This window comes from Nocardia sp. AB354 (assembly GCF_049538315.1).
GTDB classification, from domain to species: domain Bacteria; phylum Actinomycetota; class Actinomycetes; order Mycobacteriales; family Mycobacteriaceae; genus Nocardia; species Nocardia nova.
The window spans coordinates 1-21,060 of the sequence record NZ_JBMVFU010000005.1; the positions used below are offsets into that span (position 1 = coordinate 1).

The 21,060-nt window shown below is 69.5% G+C and carries 21 protein-coding genes; 11 read left to right on the forward strand and 10 right to left on the reverse strand.

Annotation, left to right across the window (positions count from 1 at the left end):
- Together ACPCUW_RS08790 and ACPCUW_RS08795 are read right to left on the reverse strand one after the other, a co-directional pair.
- Positions 1-2,211: SulP family inorganic anion transporter (locus ACPCUW_RS08790; RefSeq protein ID WP_423424265.1), on the reverse strand; the 2,211-nt coding region annotated here is incomplete at its 3' end.
- Positions 2,212-2,499: 288 nt separating this feature from the next.
- Positions 2,500-4,710 (reverse strand): SulP family inorganic anion transporter, encoded by a 2,211-nt coding sequence (locus tag ACPCUW_RS08795; protein WP_423424266.1) that lies wholly within the window; start codon positions 4,708-4,710, stop codon positions 2,500-2,502.
- A gap of 470 nt (positions 4,711-5,180) precedes the next feature.
- On the opposite strand from ACPCUW_RS08795, the gene ACPCUW_RS08800 reads away from it, so the two are divergent.
- Positions 5,181-6,044, forward strand: a complete 864-nt coding sequence (locus ACPCUW_RS08800; RefSeq protein ID WP_423424267.1) for an NAD(P)-dependent oxidoreductase — start codon at positions 5,181-5,183, stop codon at positions 6,042-6,044.
- 119 nt (positions 6,045-6,163) lie between these two features.
- On the opposite strand, the gene ACPCUW_RS08805 is transcribed toward ACPCUW_RS08800, so the two are convergent.
- The gene (locus tag ACPCUW_RS08805) at positions 6,164-6,634 is read right to left on the reverse strand and encodes a VOC family protein (RefSeq protein WP_423424268.1); all 471 of its coding nucleotides are present in this window, start codon (positions 6,632-6,634) and stop codon (positions 6,164-6,166) included.
- A 291-nt stretch (positions 6,635-6,925) separates the two neighbouring features.
- On the opposite strand from ACPCUW_RS08805, the gene ACPCUW_RS08810 reads away from it, so the two are divergent.
- From ACPCUW_RS08810 to ACPCUW_RS08820, 3 genes are read left to right on the forward strand one after another with little or no spacing between them, the layout of a single operon-like run.
- Positions 6,926-7,750, forward strand: a complete 825-nt coding sequence (locus ACPCUW_RS08810; protein WP_423424269.1) for a GntR family transcriptional regulator — start codon at positions 6,926-6,928, stop codon at positions 7,748-7,750.
- 13 nt (positions 7,751-7,763) lie between these two features.
- Positions 7,764-9,182 carry an amidase gene (locus ACPCUW_RS08815; protein ID WP_423424270.1) on the forward strand — a complete coding sequence of 473 codons (1,419 nt, stop codon included), beginning with the start codon at positions 7,764-7,766 and terminating at the stop codon, positions 9,180-9,182.
- Positions 9,183-9,199: 17 nt separating this feature from the next.
- Positions 9,200-9,337: a hypothetical protein gene (locus tag ACPCUW_RS08820; RefSeq protein ID WP_156511386.1), complete on the forward strand. Its 138-nt coding sequence runs from the start codon at positions 9,200-9,202 to the stop codon at positions 9,335-9,337.
- A 7-nt stretch (positions 9,338-9,344) separates the two neighbouring features.
- On the opposite strand, the gene ACPCUW_RS08825 is transcribed toward ACPCUW_RS08820, so the two are convergent.
- Entirely contained in the window at positions 9,345-10,775 is a 1,431-nt protein-coding gene (locus tag ACPCUW_RS08825) for an FAD-dependent oxidoreductase (RefSeq protein WP_423424271.1), read from the reverse strand.
- A 109-nt stretch (positions 10,776-10,884) separates the two neighbouring features.
- Here ACPCUW_RS08825 and ACPCUW_RS08830 point away from each other — a divergent pair, with 109 nt between their 5' ends.
- The 3 genes from ACPCUW_RS08830 (at position 10,885) to ACPCUW_RS08840 (ending at position 12,508) form a co-directional block, all read left to right on the forward strand.
- Entirely contained in the window at positions 10,885-11,436 is a 552-nt protein-coding gene (locus tag ACPCUW_RS08830) for a TetR/AcrR family transcriptional regulator (protein WP_423424272.1), read from the forward strand.
- A 170-nt stretch (positions 11,437-11,606) separates the two neighbouring features.
- Positions 11,607-12,080 (forward strand): MarR family winged helix-turn-helix transcriptional regulator, encoded by a 474-nt coding sequence (locus tag ACPCUW_RS08835; RefSeq protein ID WP_063015579.1) that lies wholly within the window; start codon positions 11,607-11,609, stop codon positions 12,078-12,080.
- A gap of 5 nt (positions 12,081-12,085) precedes the next feature.
- Complete coding sequence (locus ACPCUW_RS08840) at positions 12,086-12,508, forward strand: organic hydroperoxide resistance protein (protein WP_423424489.1); 423 nt, start codon at positions 12,086-12,088, stop codon at positions 12,506-12,508.
- A gap of 1 nt (position 12,509) precedes the next feature.
- Here the strand turns inward: ACPCUW_RS08840 and ACPCUW_RS08845 are convergent, their stop codons facing one another.
- Together ACPCUW_RS08845 and ACPCUW_RS08850 are read right to left on the reverse strand one after the other, a co-directional pair.
- Positions 12,510-12,665 carry a hypothetical protein gene (locus tag ACPCUW_RS08845; RefSeq protein ID WP_169812423.1) on the reverse strand — a complete coding sequence of 52 codons (156 nt, stop codon included), beginning with the start codon at positions 12,663-12,665 and terminating at the stop codon, positions 12,510-12,512.
- 36 nt (positions 12,666-12,701) lie between these two features.
- Positions 12,702-13,622 (reverse strand): universal stress protein, encoded by a 921-nt coding sequence (locus ACPCUW_RS08850; RefSeq protein ID WP_423424273.1) that lies wholly within the window; start codon positions 13,620-13,622, stop codon positions 12,702-12,704.
- Positions 13,623-13,812: 190 nt separating this feature from the next.
- On the opposite strand from ACPCUW_RS08850, the gene ACPCUW_RS08855 reads away from it, so the two are divergent.
- The 4 genes from ACPCUW_RS08855 (at position 13,813) to ACPCUW_RS08870 (ending at position 16,216) form a co-directional block, all read left to right on the forward strand.
- Positions 13,813-14,544, forward strand: coding sequence for a FadR/GntR family transcriptional regulator (locus ACPCUW_RS08855; RefSeq protein WP_423424274.1), 732 nt, complete (start codon positions 13,813-13,815; stop codon positions 14,542-14,544).
- Positions 14,534-15,199 (forward strand): sterol desaturase family protein, encoded by a 666-nt coding sequence (locus ACPCUW_RS08860; RefSeq protein WP_423424275.1) that lies wholly within the window; start codon positions 14,534-14,536, stop codon positions 15,197-15,199. The genes ACPCUW_RS08855 and ACPCUW_RS08860 overlap by 11 nt, the downstream gene beginning before the upstream one ends.
- Positions 15,200-15,361: 162 nt before the next feature.
- Positions 15,362-15,577, forward strand: a complete 216-nt coding sequence (locus ACPCUW_RS08865) for a hypothetical protein (protein ID WP_063015577.1) — start codon at positions 15,362-15,364, stop codon at positions 15,575-15,577.
- Between the two features lie 66 nt (positions 15,578-15,643).
- On the forward strand, positions 15,644-16,216 hold the full coding sequence (locus tag ACPCUW_RS08870) for a hypothetical protein (RefSeq protein WP_146098664.1): 573 nt from the start codon (positions 15,644-15,646) through the stop codon (positions 16,214-16,216).
- 95 nt (positions 16,217-16,311) lie between these two features.
- Here ACPCUW_RS08870 and ACPCUW_RS08875 read toward each other — a convergent pair whose 3' ends face one another.
- The 4 genes from ACPCUW_RS08875 to ACPCUW_RS08890 all read right to left on the reverse strand — a co-directional run bounded on the left by ACPCUW_RS08875 (position 16,312) and on the right by ACPCUW_RS08890 (position 20,972).
- The gene (locus ACPCUW_RS08875; protein ID WP_063015575.1) at positions 16,312-16,935 is read right to left on the reverse strand and encodes a TetR/AcrR family transcriptional regulator; all 624 of its coding nucleotides are present in this window, start codon (positions 16,933-16,935) and stop codon (positions 16,312-16,314) included.
- Positions 16,936-16,983: 48 nt separating this feature from the next.
- On the reverse strand, positions 16,984-17,934 hold the full coding sequence (locus ACPCUW_RS08880) for an alpha/beta hydrolase family protein (RefSeq protein WP_063910825.1): 951 nt from the start codon (positions 17,932-17,934) through the stop codon (positions 16,984-16,986).
- An 82-nt stretch (positions 17,935-18,016) separates the two neighbouring features.
- Positions 18,017-20,164 carry an acyltransferase family protein gene (locus ACPCUW_RS08885; protein WP_423424276.1) on the reverse strand — a complete coding sequence of 716 codons (2,148 nt, stop codon included), beginning with the start codon at positions 20,162-20,164 and terminating at the stop codon, positions 18,017-18,019.
- Between the two features lie 142 nt (positions 20,165-20,306).
- Positions 20,307-20,972: a rhomboid-like protein gene (locus tag ACPCUW_RS08890; RefSeq protein ID WP_423424277.1), complete on the reverse strand. Its 666-nt coding sequence runs from the start codon at positions 20,970-20,972 to the stop codon at positions 20,307-20,309.
- Between the last annotated feature and the right edge of the window lie 88 nt (positions 20,973-21,060).

The following is a 21,060-nucleotide window of genomic DNA, read 5'->3' on the forward strand; positions in this document are numbered from 1 at the left end:
TCCGGGTCGCTCGGCATCGGTGATCTCGGCGATGCCGGTGGTGGTGACCTCGAGGACCCGTGCGGTTCCGATATCGAAGAACAGGCCCGAAAGCGCAACGCCGCGCTCCTCGACGGCCCAGGCGACGACCGGATGCTCCCGCAGCGTCTCGAGCTGGACCGCGACGTTGACCATGCTCAGCTGGTCGGCCGGGCCGTACCCGGCGGCCGCGGCGGCCGCCGCCACCGGATGGCCGGCTCGGTAGCGCTGCAGGGCCGCGGCGCCGTGGGCCAGCCAATCGTCGATATCGGGGCCCGCGGACCGGTCGGACAGCAGAGCGTTCATCGCACCGCAGCCGGAATGTCCGCACACCACGACGTTGCGCACCGACAGGTTGTGCAGCGCGAAGCCGAGCGCGGCGTCCACCGACACGTCGGTGCCGCGCGCCGGGATCAGATTGCCGATATTGCGGACGGTGAACAGGTCACCCGGGCCGCTGTTGGTGATCACATTCGGCACGATCCGCGAGTCCGAGCAGGTGAGGAAGAAGGAATCCGGGTCCTGCCCGTCGCGCAGTTCGTCCAGATGCGGCCGCATCACGTGCGCGTGGCTGCGATGGTAGGCGGCGACACCGGCGGCGACCGGATTGCCACCCTCGGAACGCCACGGTCCCAGGACGTCGTCGAGCAGCCCGCGGGCCCGGGCGCGCCGCGGCGGGCGCTCTGCGGCATCGGCCATCCGCACCGTTCCGATCTCGACGAATTCCACGGTGCCGCCGGTACTTTCGTGCTGCTGCGCCCAGGAGTGGATGGCGTCGTAGGCCGCGTGGTCGAGGAAGTCGACCGTCAGCTCCACCAGGACGTCGGCGCCGGCCGGCACCTTGGCCAGCTGCCCGGTCAGCTTCGGCAGGGCCAGGAAGGTGCAGGTGCCGTCCACGCTCACCAGCCACCGGTCGGTTCCCTCGACCGGAGCGGCCTCGACCGAGACGCGCACCACGCGCCACAGCAGCAGGGCGAAGGCGACGACCAGGCCGATCAGCACACCCTCGAGCAGGTTCAGGAACACCACCGCGGCGATGGTCACCGCGTAGATCACCAGTTCACCGGTGCGGTGGGCGATCTTGATGTGCGCGAGCTTCACCAGCTGGATACCGATCATCACCAGCAGTCCGGCCAGGGCCGATTTCGGGATCTGCTCGACGACACCCACCAGGGCGATCGAGAACAGCAGCACCCAGACGCCGTGCAGCAGCGCCGAGGCCCGGCTACGCGCACCGGCGGTCACATTGGTCGCACTGCGCACGATCACGCCGGTGACCGGCAGGCCGCCGATCATGCCCGAGGTCACGTTGGCCGCGCCCTGGGCCATGAGCTCACGGTCGAAGTTGGTCCGCGGGCCGGTGTGCATCTTGTCGACGGCGACCGCCGACAACAGGCTCTCCACGCTGGCGATCAGGGCCACGGTCAGCACCGCGAGTGCGACGCCGCTCCAGTCTCCGCTGGGCATGCTCGGCAGGCCGATGGCGTCGAACAGCGAACCGCTCATCGTGATGCGGGCGGGGTCTCCGGGCAGCACCAGCGACAGCGCGGTGGCGACCACGATCGCCACCAGCGGTCCGGGCACCACCCGGATCTTGGCCGGCACGTAGCGCCAGCCGAGCATGATCGCGATGACCAGACCGCCGATCACGACGTCGATACCGCTGAGGTGCAGCAGCTGATTCGGTAATTCGGTGACGTTTTCCCACGCCGAGCTCTGCGACGATCCGCCGAGCAGGACATGAACCTGCTGCAAGGCGATCGTGATGCCGATGCCGGCGAGCATGGCGTGGACGACGACCGGGGCGATGGCGAGCGCGGCGCGCGCGATCCGGCTCAGACCGAACACGATCTGCAGCAGGCCGGCGCCGACGGTGATGAAACAGGTTGTCTTCCAGCCGAATTGATTGATGGTCTCGGCCATGACCACGGTCAGTCCGGCGGCCGGGCCGCTGACCTGCAGGACGGAGCCCCCCAGAGTTCCCACTACGATGCCGCCGACGGCGGCGGCGATGAGTCCGGCCGCGACCGGAGCGCCGGTGGCGACCGCGATGCCGATCGAGAGCGGCAGAGCGACGAGAAAGACGACGACGGAAGCGGGCAGATCGTGTCGAAGGACCGAGTTCATCCGGTCCGACCAGCTGGGGCCCGGCGGGGCCGAGGGTCTGGACGTAGCGACGGTGTCGGTGGACATATTGCTCCTTCACCGGAGCCGCCGCGGCGGTCCGGTCGGTCGAACATGTTCTCCAGGCATCGAATTCAGCTGCGAGACTTCGTTGTCCAGCAGTGAGCCGGAAGCGAGGGCAACCCTAATAGTAAAGACTAAGCAAAGCCTTAGAAAAGGATATTTAGCCTCGCACACGTTCCCGATTCGATGTGACGGCCCTCACGCCCTGGAGCTGTGACCTGCACCGGCACCACTGTGCGCCCGCTCAGCGCGCGTTTTCCACCCGTGGAATTGCCAAAACTGGGAATGCTCCTTTCAGGAAACCGGGACCGGCACCGGGTGCCGGAGGTCGTCGATGTCGGCGATACCGTCGGGCGTGATCGCGAGCACGCGGGCGGTGGCGATATCGAAGAACAGTCCCGACAGCACCACACCGCGGGCCTCGATCCCGCGACGCACGACGGGATGGGCGGACAATGTTTCGATCTGCACGGCCACGTTCACCATGCCCAGCTGGTCGACCTCGCCGTAGCCGGCGGCCGCGGCCGCCGCCGCGACCGGATGCCCCGCCCGGAAGCGCTCGAGCGCCGGGCGTCCGTGCGCGAGCCAGTCGTCGAGACCCGAGTCGGTGTGCAGACCGTGGTGCAGCGCGTCCATGGCACCGCAGCCGGAATGCCCGCAGACGACGATCGAGCGCACGTCGAGTTTGTTCAGCGCGTAGACCAGCGCGGCCTCGACCGAGGTGTCGCGGCCGTCGGCGGGGATCAGATTGCCGATATTGCGCACGGTGAACAGGTCGCCCGGGCCGCTGTTGGTGATCACATTGGGCACGATGCGGGAATCGGCGCAGGTGACGAACAGCGATTCCGGATCCTGGGTGTGTCGCAGTTCGTCCAGATGCGGCCGGATCATGTGCGCGTGGCCGCGGTGGTAGGCCGCGATCCCGGCGGCGATCCGGTCGGAGCGGGTGGTGGGACGCCAGGGCGCGAGAACGTCGTCGAGCATGCGCCGGGCGTGCCCGCGCGCGGGCGGGCCCGCGGTGAGGTCGGCGATCCGGACGGCGCCGAGTTCGACGAATTGCACTGTGCCGCCCAGGCTTTCGTGCCGCTGCGCCCATTCGTGCAGGGCGTCGGATGCGGCGTGGTCGATGAAGTCGACGGTCATCTCGACGGTGACCGGAACCCCCTCGGGGATCTGCGCCAGCTGGGCGGTGAGCCGCGGCAGAGCCAGGAAGGTGGCCGAACCGTCCACGGTCACCAGCCAGCGCCCGGTGTCCCCGACCGGCGCGGCCACGATCACCACCCGCACCACGCGCCACATGAGCAGCGCGAACGAGAGCACCAGCCCGATCAGCATGCCCAGCAGCAGATTCCCGAAGATCACGACGAGAACCGTTGCTGCATAGACGATCAGATCGCCGGCCCGGCGCGCGAGGCGGATGTGCGCGAGTTTCACCAGCCCGATACCGATGACGATCAACAAACCGGCCAGGGCGGCCTTCGGAATCTGGCGCACCACCTCCACCAGCGCGACGGAGAACACCAGCACCCACACGCCGCTGAGCATGGTGGAGGCCTTGGTTCGCGCGCCGGCCTTGGCGTTGGTGATGCTGCGGACGATGACCGCGGCGATGGGCAGGCCGCCGAGCATGCCGGAGGTCATATTCGCCACGCCCTGACCGAGCAGTTCGCGGTCGAGGTCGGTGCGATACTCCGGCCGCAACCGGTCGACGGCCACCGCGGACAGCAGCGTCTCCACACTGGCGATCAGCGCGATGGTGAACGCGGTCAGCACGACGGCGCTCCAATTGCCGTGCGGCAGTTGCGGTAACGACATCGCGTCGAACAGCGAGCCGTGCAGGGTGATGCGCTCCACGCTGGTGGGGACCACCATCGCGAGCGCGGTCGCGGCGACCACCGCGGCCAGGGGCGCCGGGACCGCCCGCACTCGGCCGGGCAGATAGCGCCAGCCCAGCATGATCGCGATCACCACCCCGCCGACCAGCGCGTCCCCGGCGTGCATCACGGTCAGCTGATGCGGCAGCTGCACGATGCTCGCCCACGACGAGCTCAGCGTCTGCCCGCCCAGCAGCACATGCAACTGCTGCAGTGCGATCACCACGCCGATGCCGGCGAGCATGGCGTGCACCACCACCGGCGCGATGGCCAGCGCGGCGCGCGCGATGCGGCTCAGGCCGAACACCACCTGCAGCGCACCGGCACACACGGTGATGAAACAGGTTGTCGCCCAGCCGAACTGGTGGATGGACTCGGCCACCACGACGGTGAGGCTGGCGGTGGGCCCGCTGACCTGCAGGACCGAACCGCCACACAGCCCGGCGACCAGACCGCCGACGACAGCGGCGATCAGCCCCGCCGCGACCGGCGCGCCCATGGCGACGGCCACACCGATGGACAGGGGTAACGCGACGAGGAAAACCACCACGGAGGCGGGTAGATCATGTCGTACAGCGACCGAGAAGCTCCGAGGTGACGTCCGTCGGACCGAGTCGGTGTCGGTGGACATATTTCTCCTTCGCCGAACCGGTGTCGGTTCGGTCCATCGGTGGAACATGTACTGGCATCGAGAGGGGGCGGGCGAAGCGGATAACGCGAGATGTGTTGCGCCTGCGACGCATCCGGACGTGCGAGCCCGGCAGCGGCACAACGCGCTTAATAGTAAAGACAACGCAAAGCAGTTGGAAAGGGTTTTCAGCACAAAAGTCGGTACCGGGACCCAATTGTGATCTATATCACAACTCGACTCGGGGTCTCCAACCCATCGACACTCCTCCGGAGCGGAGGAGAGCGTCGAAAACAGCTGGCGCAGAATCGCTTCGCGTCGCCCACGGGCGATACTACCGCAGCGGCATTCCTGGTCACTTGTACGATTCGCCTATCACCGAGGGCGATCGCGACCGCCGCTGCACACTGCGGGACAGTGGGAAGGCAGGGTCGGTGTCGGGCGCCGGCCGGGACCGAGACGAGGAGGCAACAGTGCATATCGCGGTACTGGGCATGGGACGGATGGGCCGCGCCGTGGCCGGGCGCCTGCTCGACGGCGAGCATCGGGTGACGGTGTGGAATCGCACGGAAGGCAAAGCGGCCGAACTGATTTCGGCCGGAGCGACGGAGGCCCGCACCGTCGCGGCAGCCGTGTCGGGAGTCGACGCGGCCCTCACCGCGCTCGCCGACGACGCGGCGGTGACCTCGGTGGCCTTCGGCGAGCTGCAGACATCCCTCGACTCCGGGACCCCCTATATCGACTGTTCGACCGTCTCCCCCGCATTGGGCGCCGCCCTCGCCGACGCCTTCGGTGACCGGTTCCTCGCCCTTCCGATCGTGGGCGCGCCCGGCGCGGTCACAGCCGGGAAGGCGACACTGCTGGCCGGTGGGCCCGCACCGCTGCGGGACCGGCTCGCACCTCTGCTCGGCACGCTCTCCGAGCGGGTGCGCCACTACGACTCGGCGGCCCATGCGCTGACCGCCAAGGTGACCACGAACTTCCTGCTGATCACCGGGGTGGCGGCGCTGGCGGAGGCGTTCGCCGTGGGGCGATCCGGCGGACTCGGCGACGATCAGCTGCGCGAATTACTCGCCGGCGCGCCGGTCGTCGCGCCCGCCCTGGCCAACCGCTTCGATGCCGTGCTCACCGCCTCTCCGGACGGATGGTGGACGACCGTCCTGGGCGCCAAGGACGCGGGACTCGCCTTCGACCTCGCCGCGGAGGCGGGCGCCCACCTACCGTTGGCGGAAATCGTCCGCAAGCGTTACGAGGATGCGGCACGAACGAATCCCGGCGCCGATATCGCGGCCATCGCCGCGCTGTACCGGGACGGCGGCGACTCGGCGCAGGGGTGAGCGATCGCCTCGCCGACTCCCGGCGGGGCGACGCGAGGCTCGGCAACTCAGGGGCTGGGCCTCTCAGGGCTGCGCCGGTCAGGGCCGGGCCGGTCAGGGCTCGGCCCTCACCCGGGCCCTCAGGACTGGGCCGATCCGGACGCGGCAGCTCCGGACTCGGCGGCCCCGGACTCGGCGAAGTGCACGACTTCCCACAGATGCCCGTCGGGGTCGGCGAAGTAGCCGGCGTAGATCCCCCACGGCCGCGTGCGCGCGGGCTGCACCACGGTGCCGCCCGACGCGCCGGCGAGTTCCAGAACTCGTTCCGCCTCGGCGTCACTGTCGACGAACCAGCCCAGACTCATCGCGGAACCGCGCATACGTTCCGGCGGGATACTCGCGTCCTTGGCCAGGTCGTCGCGCCCGTAGAGCGCCAGCGTCACCCCGTTGCCGAGCGTGAACATGACCACCGCCCCACCGGGATTCTCCGCGTCCGGCCGGAATTCGGTTCCGATGATCCCCGGTGACTCCAGTCCGAGCGCTCGGTAGAACCGCAGCGACACCTCCAGATCGCGCACGCCCAGCGTGATCGCGTGGATCTGTGCTCGCACCCCGATACCTCCGTTCTCGTCGTTGTCCGCACGCAGTCAACCCCGAGGCGCCGGGGATGTCTTGAACGGATCGGACACGTCGCGCGCTCGGTCTCACTGCCGCACGCCCCGCACAACTCCCGGCGCCGATGTCGCGGACCGGATCGCATAGCGCGGCGCGACCGCGAAATGCCGTCCAGCCGCATCTGAAACCGCTGGTCACGCCGGTGCGGTCCAGGCCGGCCGGCCGCGTAACCAGGTCTTTACCGCAAGCCCTTGTCGCGTAACGCGGATTCTCTGCACGCTACCGGCATGCACCACCGCTCCGAACAGCTCCACTCCGATCGGACCGCCCGCGACCGCCGGGCCTTCGACGATCAGATGCGCGAAATCCTGCCCGCCGCAGCGCAGCTGCCCGCCCGGCGGCTGCGGGATCTGCTGCGCGCCGATCTGCGGGCAGGGGCGTTCGGCACCGGGCGGTTGCCCGGCGAGCCGGAATTGATGGCGCGCCACCATCTCCCGCGTGATGTGGTCCGCGCCGCGCTGAGCATGCTGCGCGCCGATGGTCTGATCGAGCGACGCCGCGGCGTGGGGACGGTGGCGGTCGGTGAGCACTACGTCGTCTCCGGCGCGCTGCCGCCGGAGGGCCGGACGCTCGAGCACCACCTGGCCCTGGGCCGGATCTCACCTCGCCTGCTGTATTGGGCCTGGATCCCGGCACCGCCGGTGATCGCCGCCCATTTGGCCGGCGTCGGGCCCGGAGACGACTGTCTGTGCGTCGAATACGTTCTGCTGCTCGACGATCGCCCGCTCGCGGTGTTCACCAATTACCTGCGCGCGCCGGAGGCGGCGCGCATCGACCAGGCCGCATTCGGCGACGACTTCTACAGCCTGCTGCGCGGCGGCCGGGTGGATGTCGGTGGCAGCGACGTCGGCGTCCAAGCCGCGCGCGCCGACGATTGCACTGCGGCACTGCTGCACGTCCTGCCCGGTGAGCCGGTGCTGCTGGTGGAACAGACCATCCGCACCCGCGACGGAGTCGCCGTCGATTACGCCCTGGGCTCCTGCCGCGCCGAGATGCAGCTCGAACTCGGCGCCATCCCCCGCCTCGACATGACCGCCACCCTGCCCCGCTGATGTGAGGACGACCATGACACTCGCCGATCCACCCGTACTCTCCGGCCTGACCGAGGCCGCCGCCGCGCTGCGCTCCGGCGAGACCACCGCCACCCGGCTGGTCGAACAGGCCCTCGCCGCCGCCGACGCGCACGACGCGGCGCTCGGTGTCTACCTGTCGCGGTTCGACGAGCGTGCCGTCGCACAGGCCGCGCGCATCGACGAGAAGCTGGCCGCCGGCGTTCCGGTCGGGCCGCTGGCCGGAATCCCGATCGGAATCAAGGATATTCTCGCCCATTCCGCCGCACCGACCACCGCGCAGAGCCTGGTTCTCGATCCCGGCTGGGGCGCCGCCCAGGGCGATTGCGCGGTGGTCCGCCGGCTCGAGGAGGCGGGCGCCGTCGTCACCGGCAAGGTGACCACGATGGAATTCGCCATCGGCATCCCGGATCCGGCCAAACCCTTTCCGGTGCCGCGTAATCCATGGGATTCGTCCCGCTGGGCGGGCGGGTCGAGTTCGGGATCGGGCAGCGGCGTGGCCGCCGGGATGTTCCTCGGCGCCGTCGGGACCGACACCGCGGGCAGTATCCGGATCCCGGCCGCCTTCAACGGAATCACCGGATTGAAACCGACTTTCGGCCGCGTCCCGAAGTCCGGTGTGGTTCCGCTGGGCTACACCCTCGACCATCCGGGCCCGATGGCTCGGTCGGCCGCCGACTGCGCCCTGCTGCTATCGGTACTGGCGGGCTACGACCCGGCCGATCCCTACAGTGCGCACATGCCGGTCGACGACTATCCCGGCGCGCTCATCGGCGATCTGACCGGACTGACCATCGGCGTGGACACCCTGGACCGGTTCGCCGACGGCGGTATCGATCCCGCTCAGCCACAGCGATTTTCCGACGCGGTGGCCGTGCTCGCCGAGGCGGGCGCCCGCATCGTGCCCGTGGAGGTGCCGATGTACCGGGAGCTGACCGCGGTCGACGTCGTGGTCATGCTCGCGGAGGCACACGCCTACCACCGGACCACACTGCGCGAACGCTGGGCGGACTACGGCCGGGCCACCCGCATCATCCTCGCGGGCGGCGATGCGGTCAGCGGCCCGGATTATGTTCAGGCCCAAAGGGTTCGCCGCATCGGCCGGCAGCGGATGACCGAACTGCTGAGCAAGGTGGATCTGGTGGTGACACCGACCGGGCACCTCGGCGCCCCCGCGATCGCCGATCTGGATCAGCGGCAACCGATGGGTGTGCTGTCGAGTCTGCACACGCCGTACTGGAACCCGCTCGGCAATCCCACCCTCGCGTTGCCGATCGGCACGACCGCCGACGGTCTGCCGCTGTCGATGTCGCTGTCCGGCAACCATTTCGACGAGGCCACCGTCCTGCGCGCCGGTGACGCCTACCAGCGCCGCACCACCCATCACACCGAGATCCCCACCGCTCTCCGCTGAACCGTCAGGAGCCGATCATGACCTGGACCACCGACCCCGAGGAAATCACCGCGGTCGACGCGATGCGCGCCGCCGTGCGCGCGATGGCCGACCTGCTCGCCGCGGTCGACGCCACCCGCTGGGCCGACCCGGCAGGCGGTTTCGATCTCACCTGAGGTTGCGTCACCGCCGTTTCACGACGTGGAGGCATCGGGCCGGCCCCAGCGAAGCGGCGATGCCACCGATTCGACCGGCCCGGCGTGCGGCCTCCGCCACCGCCGCCGCGCCGGCCGCACGCGCCGCGCCGACCGCGATACGTGCGACGAGATCGGGACGAAACAGTGCCGCCGGCCGCTGCGTCAGCCCCATCACGCGATAGAGCGTCGCGGCGACGACCGGATCGCGCTCCGCGGCGGCCAGAACCGGGTCGAGGGCCGCGACCGCGGCACGGATCGCCGGATCGGGGTGTGGGCCGACATGTGGCATCGCGCTGTCGGCGATCACGGTGAGCTGCCAGGCGATATCGATGTCGGGTGTCACCGCGGTGTAGAAGCGGCGGGCGAGATCGCGGTCGCCGCCCGCGGCGAGACAGCGTTGCAGCACCCGCATCTGGATCGCCGCGATCGTCATGCCCTGTCCGTAGACGGGACTGAAACTGCACAGGCCGTCACCGACCGCGAGCAGTCCGGACGGGAACCGGTCGAGGCGTTCGTAGCGCCGGCGCAGGTTGGCCTTGTAGCGGAAGGTGGCGACATCGGTGAGCAGTTCGGCCCGTCGTAACGCCGCACGCACGCCCGGCGGAGCGAGGGCCGCCGCGAAGTCCAGGAAGGCCGCCGGATCCGCGGGTGGTTGTTCGCCGGCGTGCCCGATCAGGGTGAGTACGTAGCGATTCCGGCCTTCCACCGCGAACAGCGCCAGGGCGCGCGGCGGAAGTTCTCGCACGCCGACGGTCAACGACTTGTCGGTCCCCAGCGCGCCCGGCTCGAGTTCGACGAAGGCGCTGCGGTAGACGATGTCGATGGTGGTGCCCTCTTCTCGCGGTCGCGGATAGCCGAGGGCGGCCAGCCAGCCCGGGACGACGCCGCCGCGTCCGGTGGCGGCGACCACGAGGTCAGCGGCCAGCCCGTCCACGCCGCCCGGGTCGTGCACCGTCACGCCGGTGACGCGCGACGCCGACGGGTTCGTGGTGACGCCGGATACCTCGGTACGATCGCGCAGGACCACATTGGGCAGCGACCGAATACGTTGTTGCACATGGTGTTCCACATGCGGACGACTGGCCTGAAGGCCGCGGTACCCGGTGGAGACCTGCGCGAGAGTGCGCCCGGCCATCTGAAAGTTGACCTCCCCCAGCACATCACAGTCGATCGCCCCGGCGGCGCGCATCTGCGCCTCGAATCCCGGGAAGAACTCCTCGAGAAGATCCTTTCCACGCGGCAGCAACCCGTGCACATGCCGGCCCTGCGGCACGCCCCTGCGCGCCTGCGGACCGTCGGGCAGCGCATCGCGCTCGACGACAGTGACGCGGTCGTAATGGTCGCTCAGTACCCGGGCCGCGAGCAGACCGCCCATGCCGGCCCCCACGACCACCGCGTGTTCGCCAATTCTCGCCATCGAGCCACCTTCGTCGGAATCAGTGAGACTGAACTACAAATTAGTCTCAGAACGTCGGGGAAACAACAGCCGGTCCGTACCAACGCGCGCGAGAGGGCACAATGAGGCGGTGACCAGGTCCGCGACCGAACTGATGGATGCCGCACTGCAACTCGTGACGGAATCCGGCCTGACCGACCTCACGCTGACCGACGTGGCGCGGCGCGCGGGCGTCTCGCGCGCGACCACCTACCGGGAGTTCGGCGACAAGGACGGACTGGTGGCCGCCCTCGTCCGGCGCGAGATCGGCGCCATGATCGCCGCCGCGTACCAGGTCGTCGACATGACGGCACCGACACCCGAGTTGACCCGCACGGCAACGCTTTTCGCGCTGAGCTACCTTCGGGGCCACGCCGCGTTCGGGTACATCCGCACGCACGAACCGCAGTGGCTGCTGAATGCCGCCGTCACGCACGTGGATGCCGAGCGCAACCTCGTCGAAACCGTCGCCACGCTTCTGACCCCACTACTGTCCCTGCGGCGCGCCGACGAGCTGCGGGTGACACCGGAACAGGCCGCCGAGATCATCGTGCGCACCGTGTTGTCGCACATACTCGTCGAGCGCAGCACCCTGAGCGACGACGAGATCGCGGAAATGGTCGCACGGGCGATTTCGGTATGAGCACGCCTCCGGTCTGAGACGGTCTTCAGATCGAGTATCACTGTTCCGCCCTAGGGCCTCGGCGGCGGACCACGCGCGTCGACCGATCTGCCGACCGTCCCCCGACCGGTGATCCAGCACACATGCAATTTAGGTTGTGCGCAATTTTATTGCGTCCTACATTTGTAGCCATGACCGATCCGATGGCGCTCGACCAGCAGCTGTGCTTCCAGCTGTACGCCGCCTCCCGCGCGATGACGGCCCGCTATCGGCCGCAGCTGGACGCACTGGGCCTGACGTATCCGCAGTATCTGGTCATGCTGGCGCTGTGGGAGCGCGACGGGCGCGGCGTCGGCGATCTCTGCTCCGCCCTCGCTTTGGATTCCGGCACGCTCTCACCGCTGTTGAAGCGCCTCGAGGCCGCCGGATTCGTCGAGCGCCGGCGCGCCGCGGACGACGAACGCCGGGTCGAGATCCGGCTCACCGAGCGCGGAAGCGCGCTGCGGGAACGCGCGTGCGACATTCCGGCGCGCATGGCCGCCACCTTCGGCGGCGGACTGTCATTGGACGAGCTGGTGACATTGCGCGAAACCCTCGCCCGGCTGACTGCCGCGCTGAACACCGAACCGGATGCCGCAGGCGCATCCACCGAGAGAAAGCGATGACCGATATGGCAATCCTCTACACCGCCGAGGCCCTGGCCACCGGAGACGGCCGCAACGGCCACGCCCGCACCACCGACGGCAAGATCGACGTCGCCCTCGCCATGCCGCCGGAAATGGGCGGCAGCGGGGCGGGCACCAACCCGGAGCAGCTCTTCGCCGCCGGGTACGCCGCATGCTTCCACTCCGCGCTGCGTCTGGTCGGTAAGCAGGAAAAGGCCGATGTCAGCGATTCCGCGGTCGGCGCGAAGGTCGGCATCGGCCCGAACGACGACGGCGGCTTCGGCCTCGAGGTGACCTTGGAGGTGTCCCTGCCGCACCTGCCCCGCGAGGAGGCTCAGGCGCTGGCCGACAAGGCCCACCAGGTGTGCCCGTATTCCAATGCGACGCGTGGCAACATCGACGTCCACGTGATCGTCGCCGAGGACTGAATCAGCCGCGCTGCCACCAGCGCTTCGCCGGCGCCGGTTCGGTGTGGCCACCACACCACCGGTCGGCCGGCACCGTCGCGCGCACCTCGTCGATGTGGGCGCCGCAGCCGGACCAGGTGGTCTTACCGCAGGTCGTGCAGGTGGTCGGGACGCACATGACATCTCCTCGTGGTCGGGGCGTCGTGGTGCGCCTTCAGCGGCGCACCACCATGATCGGGCATTCGACCGAACCGATCAGCGCCGCACTGGTCGAACCGAGCAGCATCCCGGCGAATCCGCCCCGGCCGCGGCTGCCCACCACCACCAGTTGCGCCGAATCCGATTGCTCCAGAAGCGATTTCGCGGGGTTGTCGCGCACCACCTGCAGAGTGACCGGCAGATCGGGATACCGTTCGCGCCACGGCGCGAGCCGCTCGGCGAGCATGGTGTGTTCGGCGCGCACGATGGTATCCCAGCCGAACATCGAGATGTCGAGACCGGTGGTGTCGCTCCACGAATGCAGTGCCACCACCTCCACACCACGCCGGTGCGCCTCCGCGAAGGCGTTCTCGACGGCGGGTTCGCTGTTCTCGGTGCCGTCGACACCGACCAGCACCGGACGCCGCGCCGTGACCGGGTCGGTGGCCGCATGCGATTTGACGATCACCACCGGGCATCGCGCGTGATGGACCAACGCCGAGCTGACCGACCCGAGCAGCCCGCGTTGCAGCGCTCCCCGCCCGCGACTGCCCGCGACCAGCTTGCCGGCGGTCTCCGATCGCACCAGCATGTCGCCGATGATCAACTCCAAGCCCAGTTCGGCGTCGATATCGAGATCCGGTCCGCCGATGTCGCGAGCCACCTCCGTGGCGCGGGTCAGGATCTGCTCACCGTCGGTGCGCAGCCAATCCGGCTGTGCGGTGCCGGCGGCCAAGCCGGGGCCGAAGCTCGCCGGAATCGCGATCGAATGCACGATCTGCAACGGTGATCCGCTCAGCGCCGCATCGCGGGCCGCCCATGCCACGGCCTGCAGCGAGGTCGGTGAACCGTCCACGGCGACGACGATCGGTCCCGTCGCGGTCTCCGGCTGCCCGGCGGGCGCGGACTGCTCGGTCACGGATTCCTCGGTGGTCACGGACATCCTCCTCGTGGTCGACTGCGCGGCGTACGAAAGCCGGTCCGGCCCGGCGGCCGCCACCGGGTGAAACTCGGAAGCACTGCACGTATCGGAACAGCTCGATCGTAGCGGGAGCGCGACGATTTCCTCGGAACTCAACTGGTCTGACCACTTGACCTCTGACCGCGGTCGGGATTACCGTCCGTTCATGGCCTTTCAGCGGATCGACCGGCAGACGGTGCCCGACGCGGTATTCGACCAACTCGTGACCGAGGTCCTCGACGGGGAACTTCCGGCCGGCGCCACCCTGCCGGCCGAACGGCAGCTCGCCGAGGCGCTCGGAGTGTCGCGGCCGACCGTGCGCGAGGCGCTGCGCAAACTCGCGCACACCGGCCTCATCGACGTGCGTCAGGGCGGGGCGACCACGGTGCGCGACTTCCGCCGCGCGGCCGGACTGGATCTACTGCCGCGGCTGATCGTGCGCAACGGCGAGTTCGACCACACCGTGGTAGCGAGCATCCTGCAGGCGCGGCTGGTCCTGGGCCGGGAGGTAGCCGCCCTGGCCGCCGAACACGGCGGCCCGCAGCTGCACGCCGAACTCGGCGACTGCCTGGAATCGCTTGCCGCACAGCAGGAACCGGTCGCGCAGCAACTCGAGGCGCTGAAGTTCTGGGACCACATCGTCGACGGCACCGGTTCGATCGTGTTCCGGCTGTTGTTCAATACACTGCGCGAGGTCTACGAGCCCGCGATCGTCGCGCTGGCGGGTGTGATGGCCGCCGAGGTCGGCAGCATCGACCACTACCGCCGGCTCACCGCCGCCGTCGTCGGCGGCGACCCGGCCGCGGCCCGCGCCGCCGCGGACACGCTGTTGCGGGTGGCCGCAACACAATTCGACACTGTAGTACGCACGATGGAAGGTGCGGACGATGACCGCTGAGACCCGCTCCCACCGCCGGACCACGACGCTGCCCGACGCCTTCGGCGTCTTCGTGCGCCGTCCCTCGCCGTGGATCATCACCACACTGCTGGCGGGCGCACTCGCCGCCCGGATCGCGGTGCGCGACTGGCAGCTCACCGATGCTCTGGTCGCCGGCGTGATGCTGGCGTTCTTCCCGGTGACGGAGTGGGTGATCCACGTCTGCATTCTGCATTGGCGCCCCCGCCGGATCGGCCGTCTCACCCTGGATTCCCTGCTCGCGCGCAAACATCGCGAACACCATGCCGACCCACGCCGGGTCGATCTGATCTTCATCCCGTGGCAGACCTTCCTCTGGCTCTTCCCTGCGCTGGTTGTCGTTGCGGCACTGGCCTTTCCACGCATCGGGCTGGGATTGACCTTCCTCACCGTGGTCGGCGTACTGGGCCTGGGCTACGAGTGGACCCACTACCTGATCCACACCGACTATCAGCCCCGCACTCGCCTCTACACCGCGGTCCGGCGCAACCACCGGCTGCATCACTTCAAGAACGAGCACTACTGGTTCACCGTCACCAGCTCCGGCACCGCCGACCGGCTGCTCGGCACCTACCCGGATCCGGCGTCGACACCGAATTCCCGCACCGCCACGGCATTGCACGGCACCGGTCGCTGAACGCCCGAGCATCGGCCGAATCCTGCGGCGCACCGAGGCGTGCCGGCCCCCGGCGCTGCTGCCCCGGACACTCGGGGCTGTCCGGATCCACCCGGATGTAGTGAATTGGACGATGCGGCAGCCGCATTCACAACGACATCCACGGAACAGGACCTCATCCGAATGAAGAAACTCGGAACTCTCACCCTGATCGGTGCCGCGTCGGCGGCCGTGCTGTGCGGCGGCGCGGGCGTCGCGGCGGCGGACGCCACCTCGGCGACGCCGGTGGTGGCGCCCGGCGAGCCCGACCCCACGGGCACCGGCTCCTCGTCCGGCATCACCGATCTGGTGAAGGCGCTTTCCAGCGGAAGTGCGCAGGCCGCGACGCCTGCGGAGTAATCGGGACGGTTCCCCACTTCACCGGAGGTGGGGAACCGGCGCGGCGGGGCCACTATGTTCGTGGGTATGCACTGGGATCAGATGACCGCCACGACCGAGGAGCTGCGCAAGCGAGCGACCCGGCTGCGACGCGGCGTCGGTCAGCTCGGCATCCTCGAATCGATTCTCAGCGCGGCCCACGGGCCGTGGCTGGGCGCGATGGACGCCGACGGCCGCGGCACCGCCGAACTCAGAATGCATCTCGCCGGGCGATATCGGGTGACCGCGGTGGTGACCAGCGCCGGCAAGCTGAGCCTCATCCAGCTGCACGCCCCCACCGCCGACGGCGGCGACAGTGAGCGTGTGCTCTCCCCCAAGCCCGCGCTGCGCCGCGGCTGGAACGACGACGAGCCGATGCCGAAGCAACCGCAGTGGCTGGACTTTCTGGTCGAGTGGGTGGGTTCGGCCAGTACCGACGTCGACCGGCGGTCGGTGCTCGAATGGCATCTCGAGGGCGCGGACCGGCGACTCGCGGCGATGAACGAGACCATCGAGAGTCTGCGACTGAGCCTGGCCGAACGCGAAGAACTGCGCGACGAGGTCGCCGCGGAGGTCGACCGGCTGCGCGCCGAACTCGACTCACTCGATCCCGCGCGCTAGGTCCGGATCAGTCGATGCGCGACGGCGGCTGAGTGCTGGAACGGAACGCACCGCCGAACAGTCGCGACACACGGCGCGACGACCGTCGTGGCGATTTACGTCTCGATCAACGACAGGGCGACCGGGATGAGCAGGTCGGTCAGCTCGCTCACGTCGGGTCGGGGCCGCATCAGCAACCATTCGTGGGCCAGGCCGTTGACCGCCCCGATCAGCACACTCGCCGAGAGGGCGGCGTCACCCCGCAGGCGCGCGCCCGGGCCCGCGATCGGGACCACCACCATCTCCAGCAGGGTGACCCAGCCGTGCCGGCGTTCGCGGCGATGCTGCTCCATCCGGTCGCTCGCGCCCACCACCTCGATGAACGCCAGCTTGGCCCGGTACGGGTCGGAGGTGATCGAGTCGAGATAGGCCGACAGCACCACCGCCATCGCCCGAGCCGGATCGGCCGGCGACAGCGTGCCCAGCGTCCGCACAACCGCCGCGGCGGCCTCGTCCTGGACCCGGTCGTAGGCGGCGGTCAGCACATCCTCACGGGTCTGGAACTCCTCGTAGAACTGTCGTTTCGACAGCCCGGCCGCGGCGCACACATCGGCGAGAGAACAGTTCGCGTAGCCCCGTTCGGCGAACACCTTCGTCGCCGCGACGACGAAGCGCTGACGGCGTTCGGCCCGGCGTTCGGTCACCGCACGGCCGCCGTACTGTCTGTCCGCGATCGTCACGAACCCACACTATCGGTCGCGGCGACCGGGGGCAGGGACGGTGCCCGGCTACGCCGATTCCGCGATGCTCGCGAGAATCGCCACCCGCGCCACCGCCCATGCCGCCGACCCGGGATCGGTGAATTCGGCGTGCCCGACGCCGGGCAGGACGTGCAGGTCGGTGGGGTCGCCGGCGCGGCGAGCGGCCTCGGCGTAACGGCGGCTCTGTTCGACCGGTACCACCCGGTCGGCGTCGCCGTGCACGGCCGTGATGTGCACGCCCCTGGGAAGATTGACGATCGGAGAGGCGTAACGGTAGCGGTCGGGCACCTCGTCGGGCAGACCGCCCAGCAGTTTGCGCGCGAAACCGTCGTTGCCGTGGGCTACCGCGTAGTCGAGATCCAGTACGGCCGCCATCAACGTCACACTGCGAATGTGCAGCCCGCGCGAGGCCGCGGCTCCGTCGGTCCGGCGGCCCGCGACCCACGCCGCCAGCTGCCCGCCCGCCGAATGACCGGCGAGATGGACGTTGTCCAGATCGAGCCGTCCGCCGGCGCGCTGCTGGACGACCGTGGCCAGAGCGCCGACGGCGTCGTCGACGTCGGTCAGCGTCACCGGCCAGCCGCCGGCGCCGTTGACCCGCCGATACTCGATATTCCACACGGCGACACCGGATTCGGCGAGCTGCCGGGCCTGCGCGGCGAACTGGGTCAGGTCGCGGTACTGCGCCCAGCCGCCGCCGTGGATCAGCACGACCACCGGGCACCGGCCGGAGGATCCGGACAACGGCCCACCGGCGGGCAGATACAGGTCACCGAAGGTATCGGCCTCGCGGCCGTACGCGATCCGGATCGGCACACCGGCTTCGGCCGGTTGAGTGATCAGACCGGGCACCGCCGGGCCGGCATGCCCATCCGGTGCCGCCGGTTCCACGGAACCGAAACCGATCCCAGCGACGACGACCGCGAGAACCCCGGCCATGACCCACCGGCGCGCCCCACCCTGTCCAACGCCCAGCACGTGCGGGCACCTCCTGCTCGAGCCACTCGCGAATACCGTACTGGCAATCGAGCCGCCCTGTCGCCCCACGTGACGCGCGGCACTACCACCAATGCAGCAACGGCCGCAACTGCCGGCCCAGCGCCCCGGACAGCGAGCGCGAATAGCTCGAGGTCAGATGGTGTTCGTCGTGGTAGATCAGGATATTGCCGGCGACCACGGGGCAGATCGACGCGTCACAGAACGCATCGCTCAGATCGATCGGGAAGATATTCGGATACCGCGAGGCCGGTTCGAGCTGGGGATCGACCGGGTCGAGCGCATCGCTCCGGCGCATACCGCAGCTGACCGGGTCGCCACCGCCGGCCAGACAGTCGGCCGCCGCGTAGCGAATCTCGTTGTGGCGCAACCACGGTGAATCGCGGATGGTGATGGTGTCGAGGCCGCGTTCGGCCAGTGCCGACCAGACGTCCACGTATTCGGGCGGTGTTTCGTCCCCGGTTCCGGCGCGGGGCCGGCTGCCGGTGGTGAACACCCACTCCGGCCGGTCGGCGGCCAGGCGGTCCAGCACCGCGCGCGACCAGTCGCGGCAGTCGGGAATCGGTTCCCCCTTGTAGGTGGCGTCGTCGGCCAGGGTGAGGGGGCAGCCCATCTTCAGATACACCCGGATGCGGAACGAGTACTGCGCGGCGAGCTCCTGGAGCGCCGGAACCCAGTGTTCGGCATGCGAACTACCCACCACCGCCAGTGTGCGGGTGGCGTTCGCATCGCCGTAGGTGCACGTGACCACTTCGCGGGTGTCCCAGTCGGCGATACATCCGTCGAGGGTCGGTGGCGGTAGTTCGCCCGGAGCCTGCAGGACGGTGGGCCGCATAGGGGCCTGCGGTGTCGGCGCCCCTGCCGCCAGCGCCTCGGCACCCGGATACAGCACCGGATCCAGCGGCCGCATCGGTTGCGCCGGGTGCATCCGCACCACGCCGAACTGCCACGCACCCGTGGCCCCCACCACGACGACGGCCACTACGCACACCACCGTGCCCGCGCCGCGCCGATACAGCCGCGAGGCGATCGGCACCGGCATCCCGCGCGTACCCAACCGCAACGGCTGTTCGATCAGCCGGTGCGTCGCCCAGGCCAGCAGCAGCGACACCGCGACCACCAGCGCGCCGTCGCGCAGCCCGGCGTGCGGACGACCCGATTCGGCCAGATAGAAGATGAGGATCGGCCAGTGCCACAGATACAGCGGATAGGCGACCTCGCCGAGCCACTGTGCCACCCGCGAGGCGAGAATTCGATTGGGCCACGGCATCTGTGCCGCGGCGACATTGTTGCCGGAGACGATCACCGCCACCGCAGCCAGGACCGGCACCAGCGCCGCGGGACCGGGATAGCGGTTGGCGCCGTCGACGATCAGCCAGCCGCACGCGAGCACGCCCAGCACGCCGGCGAGCGCCGTCACCGCCCGCAGCATCCGCGGCAGCTGCAGGGCCGGTCCGGCCAGTGCCAGCGCCGCCCCGGCGAGCAGTTCCCACAGCCGCGCGCCGCTGTCGTAGTAGTTCCAGCCCTGATGAGTGGCCGCCCCGTGGGTCGCGTACAGCAGCGACGCGGCGGCCGCCGGTGCGATCAGAGCGGCCAGGACCGGGCGCAGCAAGGCGGTGCGGCCGGTGCGGCGCAGCAAGGCGGTGCGGCCGGTGCGGCGCAGCACGGTGGCGACCGCCGCCACCACGACGAGGGCCAGCAGATAGAACTGCCCCTGCACGGCCATCGACCACAGATGCTGCAGCGGGCTCACCGACGGGTCGGCGGCCAGATAATCCGACCAGCTCGTCGCGAGCCGCCAGTTCTGGTAGTAGAACAACGAGGCCAGGGTCTGTCCCGCCAGATCCGACCACTGTGTGTAGGGCCGCGTGTACACGGTCGCGGCGACGACGGCGGCCAGAACGACGACCATTGCCGGCAGTAGCCGCCGCCCGGTCCGGCGCACAGTGAATCCGATGCCGACGGCTCCCCGTCCGGCGCGGCGCACCAGCAGTCCGGTGAAGAAGAATCCCGACAGCACCAGGAAGACGTCCACGCCGCCCGACACCCGGCCGAACCAGATGTGGAACACCACCACCAGCGCGATCGCCACACCGCGCAACCCGTCCAGGTCGCCGCGGTAGGCGGTCGTCCTCGTCGCGGTGTCGGCGGTGTCCGAGGCCGACCGGGCCGGCACGGCGATCCGGGTGCGCGCGATATCTCCGGTCACCACGCGAAACGCCGGTTCCCGCGAGGGGGCGCCGGTACCGACACACGAGGGTGGAGATGAACACGCGCAGACCACAACACGTCCACTCTCTTAGCACGCCGCAAACACTCAGCGCCACTTCGCCTTCCGGACGCGCGCCGATGAACTAGACTGCGCGCGCGCGACGGTGGCGCTCGCGCCGGGCCTGCGCCGGATTCCACGTCGGAGCGGTGCGGCTCCGGGTGAGCGGGTAGCACGCCAGCCCGATCAGGAAGGCCGAGAAGTGGCCGATTCCGGTGAAGGTCAAATGGATCAGCGGCGGCGCGGCGAAACAGGCCGTAGCCGCCACGAGATACGCCCACCGCCACGGATACGCGATGTGGTAGGTCAGCACGCCGATGATGCCGGCGAGGAAGTAGCTGACGCCGATATCGCGCACATCGACGAGGGCGGGGTCGGCGTATCCGTGCCGGATCGCCCAGCCCAGCAGTCCCTCGCTGATGTAGGTCGCGCCCACATGGGCGAGCAATCCGACGATCGCCCAGCGCAGGGCGCCCAGCCACCGCTCGGCGGGTGCATGGAATACGCAGTACAGCACCAGATACGGCAGCCAGAAGTAGCCGGCGACCCACAGCAGGCTCGTCACCAGGGCGTGGAGCGGATCGCTCTTCAGGTTCGACAGGTTCGTCGAGCGCTCACCCAGAATGATCTTCAAATCGTCGAGTGACACCGCATGCTGCACGATCGTGGTCACCAGCAGCAGCGCCAACCACGAGAACGTCCACGGCGCCGTGCGGACGTAGCGCCACGCCGCCGCGGCACGACCCCGCATCCGCTCAGATCGTCGATTCGCCACCGTGGCTCCTCACCGGCCGATCGGTCCCGGTGCTCACGAGACGTCGAGCACCGGCGCATCGACT